This window comes from Gemmatimonadota bacterium (assembly GCA_016209965.1).
Classification (GTDB): domain Bacteria; phylum Gemmatimonadota; class Gemmatimonadetes; order Longimicrobiales; family RSA9; genus JACQVE01.
In genome coordinates this window covers 1-8,123 of sequence record JACQVE010000117.1, presented here as the reverse complement: position 1 = coordinate 8,123, position 8,123 = coordinate 1, and the positions used below count along the sequence as shown (strand labels likewise).

General features: G+C 71.4%; 7 protein-coding genes. 3 read left to right on the top strand and 4 right to left on the bottom strand.

Translation table 11 applies throughout. The features are described 5' to 3' along the window. Positions 1-217 (bottom strand): hypothetical protein (locus HY703_04965; protein ID MBI4544526.1); only part of this gene is annotated, 217 nt, incomplete at its 3' end. A 161-nt stretch (positions 218-378) separates the two neighbouring features. Here HY703_04965 and HY703_04960 point away from each other — a divergent pair. The 3 genes from HY703_04960 (at position 379) to HY703_04950 (ending at position 3,880) form a co-directional block, all read left to right on the top strand. Then, positions 379-948 (top strand): nucleoside deaminase, encoded by a 570-nt coding sequence (locus HY703_04960; GenBank protein MBI4544525.1) that lies wholly within the window; start codon positions 379-381, stop codon positions 946-948. 70 nt (positions 949-1,018) lie between these two features. Next, positions 1,019-2,467 carry a phosphoenolpyruvate kinase gene (locus HY703_04955; protein ID MBI4544524.1) on the top strand — a complete coding sequence of 483 codons (1,449 nt, stop codon included), beginning with the start codon at positions 1,019-1,021 and terminating at the stop codon, positions 2,465-2,467. Positions 2,468-2,665: 198 nt separating this feature from the next. Next, complete coding sequence (locus HY703_04950) at positions 2,666-3,880, top strand: urate hydroxylase PuuD (GenBank protein ID MBI4544523.1); 1,215 nt, start codon at positions 2,666-2,668, stop codon at positions 3,878-3,880. Between the two features lie 60 nt (positions 3,881-3,940). Here the strand turns inward: HY703_04950 and HY703_04945 are convergent, their stop codons facing one another. The 3 genes from HY703_04945 to hemH form a co-directional block, all read right to left on the bottom strand. Continuing rightward, positions 3,941-5,629: an amidase gene (locus tag HY703_04945; protein MBI4544522.1), complete on the bottom strand. Its 1,689-nt coding sequence runs from the start codon at positions 5,627-5,629 to the stop codon at positions 3,941-3,943. A 49-nt stretch (positions 5,630-5,678) separates the two neighbouring features. After that, entirely contained in the window at positions 5,679-7,214 is a 1,536-nt protein-coding gene (hemG, locus tag HY703_04940; protein ID MBI4544521.1) for a protoporphyrinogen oxidase, read from the bottom strand. Further along, the coding region (gene hemH, locus HY703_04935) for a ferrochelatase (protein ID MBI4544520.1) at positions 7,205-8,123 on the bottom strand (919 nt) is incomplete at its 5' end. The genes hemG and hemH, both read right to left, overlap by 10 nt.

The following is an 8,123-nucleotide window of genomic DNA, read 5'->3' as shown; positions in this document are numbered from 1 at the left end:
GCGCGACCACCTTGCCCGTGGCGTCGATCACGCGACGGGCGGACGCGCGGGGGAGCGCCGCGCGCGAGACCAGCGCGATGCGGCCGCCGCGCACGGCCACGTCCGCGGGATAGCCCGGCGCGCCCGTGCCGTCCACGACGACACCGCCACGGATCAGCAGGTCGTACGCCGGGTCCGGCTGCCGCGTGCCGGCACAGGCGGAGAGGAGGACGAGCATTCCGCTCGCTAGCAGATTTCTGGATGGCATAGGGATTCCCTGAGGAACCCTAAGAGGGTTGTGGTCGGCTTGACAAGGGTTCCCGGCGGGAGAGACTCTTGTCATCCCGAGACGGCCCTCCGACATTGGCCATTTTCGGACACATTTTCCAGGCAAAGCTCGTGAAGTTTCCAGCTATCCACATCGAGTACCCGGACTGGGTGCAGGCTTACGTCGACTGGGACAGCATCTACACCACGGACCAGCAGCGCCTGGGGTTGGCCATCGAGCTGGCGCGGCAGAACGTGCTGCACGAGACTGGTGGTCCGTTCGGGGCCGCCATCTTCGACTCGGAGAGCGGGCGGCTGGTGGCGGTGGGGATGAACCTGGTGGTGCGGCTGCACAACTCCTCGCTGCACGGAGAGCTGGTAGCGTTCATGATGGCGCAGGCGCGGCTGCAGTCGTTCACGCTGCGGGCGGCGGGCATGCCGGCGCACGAGCTAGCCAGCTCCTGCGAGCCGTGCGCCATGTGTCTGGGCGCCAGCTTGTGGAGCGGCGTGCGGCGGCTGGTTTTCGGCGCCAGCCGAGAGGACGCGGGGAAGCTCGAGTTCGACGAAGGGCCGGTCTTCCCCGAGTCGTACGCTTACCTGGCGGCGCGGGGGATCGAGGTGGTGCGCGACGTGTGCCGCGAGGATGCCCGTGCCGTTCTCGAACTGTACCGCCGGCGGAAGGGCCTGATCTACAACGCCTGAGCGGTTGCCAACTTCTGGTCGCGCAGCTTGTGCGCCGGCGCGAACGCTGGGCCCCCGAGGAGAACGTGAAATGAAGACGACGCTGCCGCCTGACGCGACGGCGCAGCTCGTGCCGCCGCTCGAGCGCGCGAACCTCGCCTTCGCTGCCCGTTATCCGGGCGAGTCCGGGCGCCGGCAGCCGGTGCACACGGTGTATGGCGGGGGGCACCTCTTCCGTTACGACTCGGCTGCCAAGCTGGGGGCGCGGGCACTGGGCGCGCTCGAGCAGTACGCCCCGGATGCTGCGGCCTTTGCCCGCGCGCTCGGGCTGCCAGGCGCCCAGCGGCTGACGGAAGTACCGGCCGAGCCCGCGCCACAGCACACCCGGCCCGAAGCCGACGCGCAGGCCGCGCGGCACGAGGAGCGCGCAGCGTGGCTGGCTGAGACCGTGTACGCCCGGGTGCTGGCCAAGCTGCGCACGGAGCCGGTCGAGGACTTCCGCATCGATTTCGAGGACGGCTACGGCCACCGGCCGGACCCGGAGGAGGACGGCCACGCGGCCGCGGCGGCGGCGCAGGTGGCGCGGGGCCTGATGGAGGGGACGCTGCCGCCCTTCATCGGCATCCGAATCAAGCCGCTCACGGAGGAAACGCGCAGTCGCGCGATCCGCACGCTGGACGTCTTCCTGAGCACCCTGCTAGCCGAGGCCGGCGGCGCACTGCCCCCGAACTTCGTCATCACTCTTCCCAAGGTCACGGTGCCGGAGCAGATCGGCTTCCTGGCGGACGTGCTGGAGCTACTCGAGCCGCGGCTCGGGCTCGAGCCCGGGTCGCTGCACTGTGAGCTCATGATCGAAACGCCGCAAGCGGTGCTGGACGGCGAGGGCCGCTCCCCACTGCTGCGGCTCGCGGAGGCGGGGCGCGGTCGCGTGATCGCGGCACACTTCGGCACGTACGACTACACGGCGGCCTGCGGAATCACCGCCGCGCACCAGCAAATGCGTCACGCGGCCTGTGATTTCGCGAAGCACATGATGCAGGCGGCGTTCGCGGGGACGGGCATCTGGCTGTCCGACGGCTCGACCGCCATCCTGCCGGTGCCGCCGCACCGGGCCGAGTCAGCCGAGCGGCCGCTGACACGCGAGCAGGTGGAGGAGAGCCGCGCCACGGTGCACCGTGCCTGGCGGCTACACTACCAGGACATCCAGCACTCGCTGGTGACCGGCTTCTACCAGGGGTGGGACCTGCACCCGGCGCAGCTTCCGACGCGCTACGCCGCCGTGTACGCCTTCTTCCTGGACGGGCTGGACGCGGCGGGCGAGCGGCTGCGCAACTTCGTGGGCAAGGCAGCGCAGGCGACGCTGCTCGGCCAGGTCTTTGACGACGCCGCCACGGGCCAGGGGCTGCTCAATTTCTTCCTGCGCGCCGTCAACTGCGGCGCGGTCACGGAAGCGGAGGCGGCGCAGCGCACCGGGCTCACGCTGGAGGAGGTGCGCGGGCGGTCGTTCATGCGGATCTCGAGGAACCGGCGGCCAGTATGATGGGCCGCGGGGCCCGCACCTGTCATCCGGAATGGAGCCGGTGCACTGGTACTCACCCACACTATTTGTGACGAGCCCGTGACGTAGTCTCACGCGGAGACGCCGAGAACACGGAGAACGAAGAGAACACATGAGCAGGTTGTCCGAGACCGTGCATCGCGCAATGCCGGAGAACCGCGGTAGGCGCAGGGGCGAGGCATGGAGCCGCAACTGAGGGAGCTGCTGGACCTGCTGCTGCGCTGGGTGCATGTGATCGCGGGGATCATGTGGATCGGCAATTCCCTGCTCTTCAACTGGCTGGACCGGAACCTCCTCCCGCCCCGGGAAACCGGGCGCGGCTTTCAGGGCGAGGCGTGGCTGATCCACAGCGGCGGGTTCTATCTGGTGCAGAAGACGCCGCTCGAGGGCGGCGAGCTGCCCCGCCCGCTGCACTGGTTCAAGTGGCAGGCGTACACGACGTGGCTGAGCGGCGCCTGCCTGCTGCTGGTGGTCTACTACGTGAGCGGCGGCGCGCTGCTCGTGGACCCGGCCGTCTCGGGCATCGGGCCGGGTGCCGCGATCCTGCTCAGCGCCGGCCTGCTTGTCGCTGGCTGGGCCGTCTACGAGTTGATCTGGGCCTGGCCCCTAGTGCGGCGCGAGCGAGCTGCAACCTTCCTGTCCCTGGCCATCTTGCTGGCTGCCGGCCTGGCACTGCCGCACGTGCTCAGTGGGCGCGCCGCGTTCCTGCAAATGGGCGCCATGCTGGGAACGCTCATGGCCGGGAACGTGGCCACGAAGATCATGCCGGCGCAGCGCCAACTGGTACAGGCCGTGGGCGCCGGGGCGACGCCGGACGCCGCGGTCGCCGCCCGCGCCAAGCAGCGCTCGATCCACAACAACTACATGACCTTCCCCGTTATCGTGCTCATGGTGAGCAGCCATTTCCCCGGCTTGTACGGCCACGAGCGGAACTGGCTGGTACTGTGGATATTGCTGGCGGGCGGGGCGGTGGTGCGCCACCTCATGAACATCCGCTTCACCTATCGCCGCTGGGTCCCGGCGCTAGCGGCCACCGCCGCGGCCGGGGCTGCAGCGTTGTACCTGGCCGGCGCGCGGCCGGCGGGCCCGGGCAGTCGCGTAGCAGGCGCGGGCCCCCAGGACGTGGGAGGCGACGTCGCGTTCAGCACGGCCCGCAGCGTCATTGACCGGCGTTGCGCCGCCTGCCATTCGGCGAACCCGGCGGACCCCAGCTTCGGCGCCTCACCGGCCGGCGTCGCCTTCGACACCCCCGAGCAGATCCTCGCCCGAGCGGACCGGATCCTGGCCCGCGCCGTGCTGACCGAGACCATGCCGCCCGGCAACAAGACGTGGATGACGCCCCCGGAGCGCGAGCTGCTCCGGCGCTGGCTGGAACAGGGTGCGCCGCTGCGATAGGCGGGCGGTCCGGTGCGGGCCAGGCAGCGAAGGCGGTGCCGGCCACGAGCGCCTGCTCGCTCAAGCCAACCCTGCCGGCTGCTTCAGGTGGAACCCGGTCGCATCCTGATACGCCCTGGCCAGCGCCAGCGCCTCGGCCTCACCCCACAGCTTCCCCACGAAGGACAGGCTCACGGGCGTCCCCGCCGGCGTGAAGCCGTTGGGCAGCACGACCGTCGGGTGCCCGGTCAGGTTGGTGAGCAGGAGCAGGTTCTGCGCGAAGGACGGTGCGACCACCACGTCGAACCCCTTCATCGCCTGGTGCATGGCGCGCATGAGGAGCGTGCGCACGCGGTTCGCCTGGATGTACTCGACCGCCGGGATGAAGCGCGCCTGGCGGAAGGTGTTGGGCCAGGAGCTCCGCTCCATGGTGTCCAGCTCGCCGGAGAGCGCGGGCCCGCCGAAGGCCGCGCCCGCCTCGGCGCTCAGGATGAAGCGGAGCGCGGCGACGGGGTAGTCCGCGGGCAGCTCGAAGGGTGTGAGCTTCGCGCCGAGCGAGCGGAGGACCTCGAGCGCCGCGTCGTCGAACGCTTTGTTCTCGCGTTCCGCCTCGAACGCGCTCTTCAGCAAGCCGATCCGGAGGTCGGCCGGCTTCACATTGGCGTCCCAGTTGAAGGGGACGTCGCGTGCCGCAGGGTCCTTGCCGTCCGGGCCCTGGATCGCGCGCAGCACCAGCGCGCAGTCCTCGACGCTGCGGCAGAGCGGCCCGATCTTGTCCATGCTCCACGCGAGCGCCATGGCGCCGTGGCGGCTGACTCGCCCGAAAGTTGGCCGGAGCCCCGTCGCCCCCGTCCGCGTCGAGGGGGATACGATCGAGCCCAGGGTTTCGCTGCCGATGGCGAAGCCGACGAGCCCCGCGACCGTGGCGGCGGCCGGGCCGGCGGAACTGCCGCTCGACCCCTGGTCCAGCTTCCAGGGGTTGCGCGTCATGCCCCCGTACCAGACGTCGCCCTGGGCCAGCGCGCCGAGCGTCAGCTTGGCGACCAGGACGGCGCCCGCCTCGTCGAGCCGCCGCACCACGGTTGCATCCTCCTCGATCACCTGACTCTCGTAGGGCTTGGCGCCCCAGGTCGTGCGGTAGCCCTTCACCGCGAGCAGGTCCTTGGCGCCCCAGGGGATGCCGTGCAGTGGGCCGCGGTAGCGGCCGCGCCGGATCTCCTGGTCGGCGCGGGCGGCCTGCTCGATCGCCCGCTCCTCCGTCAGCGTGACCACCGCCTCGAGCGGCTTCTCGCCGTAACGCTTCAGCCGGTCGAGGTACATGCGCGTGAGTTCGGCGGCCGTGACCTGCCGGGTACGGACCAGCTCCGCGAGGTGGGTGACCGGCCAGAACGCCGCCTCCTCGAAGTTCGCGGGGCGGCGGACCTTCTCCACTTTGCTCGGGCGGAACTTCTTCACCTCGCTCGGGACCTCCATCCCCGGGAGCACCGGGTCGAACTGGATGGCCGGCGGGACGGCGTTCTCGAGGGCCACGTTCCGGAGCTGTGCGTACGCCCGCGCGTTCTGGTTGAGCCCCCGCAGCATCTCCTCGCGCTGCGCGTCCGTGAACTCGAGCCCTGCGACCTTCTCGGCCTCGGCGACCATTTGCTTCGTGATCTCACGCTCCTGCTGCAGCCGCGCCCAGAGCACGCCAGGGAAGAGGCTGCCGGAGAAGCCCATGGCGGAGAAGTAGGCCAGGAAGTGGCGGCGGTCGACGGGCGCGTCCGTCCTCATCGGGTCCTGCCTTGCCGGGGGGAGCTAATCGGGGGTCAGCGCAAGTCTATCATGGCTGCCACAGTCTGCCCGCGGCAAGGATCGCGTCCGCCGCGGGCAAGGCGCGGATCACGGCTTCCGCCGCCTCCTCCCCCGACTGGATGCAGTCCGGCATGCCCAGGCCGCGGTAGGCGTGGCCGGCCAGGAACAGCCGGGGGTGCGCCGTTAGCGCGCGGCCCATGCGGGCCAGGCGGTCCAGGTGGCCCAGCGTGTACTGCGGCATGGCGCGCGGCCAGCGGTGGACGCGCGCGATTCCGGGCTCGGCCGTGATTCCCAGCACGGCGCGCAGCTCCTCGCGAGCCAGCCGCAGCAGGTCCGCCTCGCCCAGCTCCGTAATCGGGTCGTCGCCGGCGCGCCCCAGGAACGTGCGGACGAGGGCCCACCCCTCGGGTGCGCGCCCCGGGAATTTGCTGGAGCTCCAGGTGCAGGCGAGTACGGGGCGCCGCTCCGTGCGAGGCACGATGTAGCCGTAGCCATCCAGCGGGCGGGGCACAGCCTCGAGGGGGAAGCCGAGCGAGACCGTGGCCACGGAGACGTAGGGAATCTCTCGCAGCGGCGCGGCCAGACCCGGGTCGAGCGGCTCGAGCAGGTCGGCGGCGGCCCAGGCGGGCGTGGCCAGGATCACGGCGTCGGCGGCAACCGTGCGGCCGCCGGCCAGCCCCAGCGCGTAGCCGCCGGCGTCGGATCGTTGCGCGGGCGCGATCCGCTCTGCCCTGGCCTCGAGCAGCACCTGGGCGCCGGCCGCGCGCAAGGCGTCCTCCAGCGCTCGCACCAGCTCGGTCAGCCCGTTCGGCAGCGTAAGGAAGTCGGGCCCCGCGGGCGGCTGATCGTTCCGCGAATCCGCAGCAGAGCCGCTCGTCGGGCGGGGACCGGCCGCTCCATTCCGCGCCGACTTCGCCCACTTCCGCCTCCGCGCCAGGATCCCGCGCAGCAGCCCGCCGTGCTCGAGCTCGAGCTGACGGAGCTGCGGGAAGGTGGCGGCCAGGCTCAGCTCGCGGCCATCACCTGCGTAGATGCCGGCCATGAGCGGCTCGACCAGCCGATCGTAGAGCTCGCGGCCCAGCCGCCGGCTGATGAAGTGGGCCAGCGCCTCGTCCGCGGACCCGCCCCGCGGCGGCAGGAAGTACTCGAGCGCCATGCGCAGCTTGCCCAGCGGCGAGATCAGCGGAGTGGTGAGCAGGGGGCCGAGGCGGGCGGGGATCAGGCCGCTCAGCCCTTCCGGCAGGGGATACAGGCGGCCGCGGCGGAAGACGTAGCTGCGGCGCAGCCGGGGGTTGGGGCCGTGCAAGCGGTCCGCAAGTCCCACCTCCCGGCACAGTTCGACGCCGCCGCGCTTCGAGCCCAGGAACAGGTCGGGCCCGGCCTCGATAGTGAAGCCCCGCTCGTGCTCCGTGAGGATCTTGCCACCCAGCCGGCCGGCTGCTTCGAGCAAGATCAGATCGAGCCCGGGCGCCCGGCGCGCCAGCCGGTGCGCGGCGGCGAGCCCGGCAATGCCGCCGCCCACCACCACGACGCGAGGGCGGCCGGCCTCCCCCCTTACAGCCACCCCGCCTCCTGCGCCCGCTCGCGGACCAGAGCCGCCAGCCCCTCGATCATTCGCGGCGCAGTACCCAGCATGTCGATGCGCTCGAGGTGGACGCCCAGCGCGGCCGCCTGCTCGCGGAACACGATGTCCACGTCGTACAGGATCTCGACGTGCTCGGTGACGAAGCCGATGGGGGCAATCAGGATATGGCGCCGCCCCTCGGCTGCCCAGCGCTCGATCACCTCCCCCGCATCCGGGCCGAGCCAGGGGTCGGGCGTCATGGCCGCGCTCTGGAAGGCGAACTCGTGCGGGCGGGGGCCCAGCCGCTGCATCACCGCCTCGACTGTGGCGCGCAGCTCCTGCGGGTAAGGATCCCCCCAGTCCAGGATCCGCTGGGGCAGGCTGTGCGCCGTGAAGATGACGCCGACCTCGTCGCGCGCCTGGGCGGGGAAGCGCTCCAGTGCCGCGCGTACGTGCTGCGCCAGCGCATCCAGATATCCGGGCAGCAGACCCCAGCGCTCGATGGCCGCGACCGCGATGCCGGCGCCGGCCTCCTCCACTTTCCGGAAGTAGGCGCCGATGCTCAGACGCGAGTAATGGGGAGCCATGGCCAGCCCGACGGCGCGCCGGATGCCCGCGGCCGCCATGTCCGCCAGTGTCCCGGCGATGAGCGGGTGCCAGTGGCGCATGCCCACGAAGGCGCGGAAGCGGGGTTCCTCGTCGCCTTCACCACCGGTCGCGCCACGCCGGCCCTCCCCCCCTCGATTCAGCGCCGCCTCCAGTGCGGCGGCCTGTGCCCAAGTCTGCTCGAGGATCGGCGAGCGGCCGCCGATGCGGTGATAGCGCTCCCGCACCTCCTCCACAATCTCGCGCGGCGTCTCGCGATGGCCGCGTACGTCCAGCAGATACGGCTCCACATCCTCCAGCTTG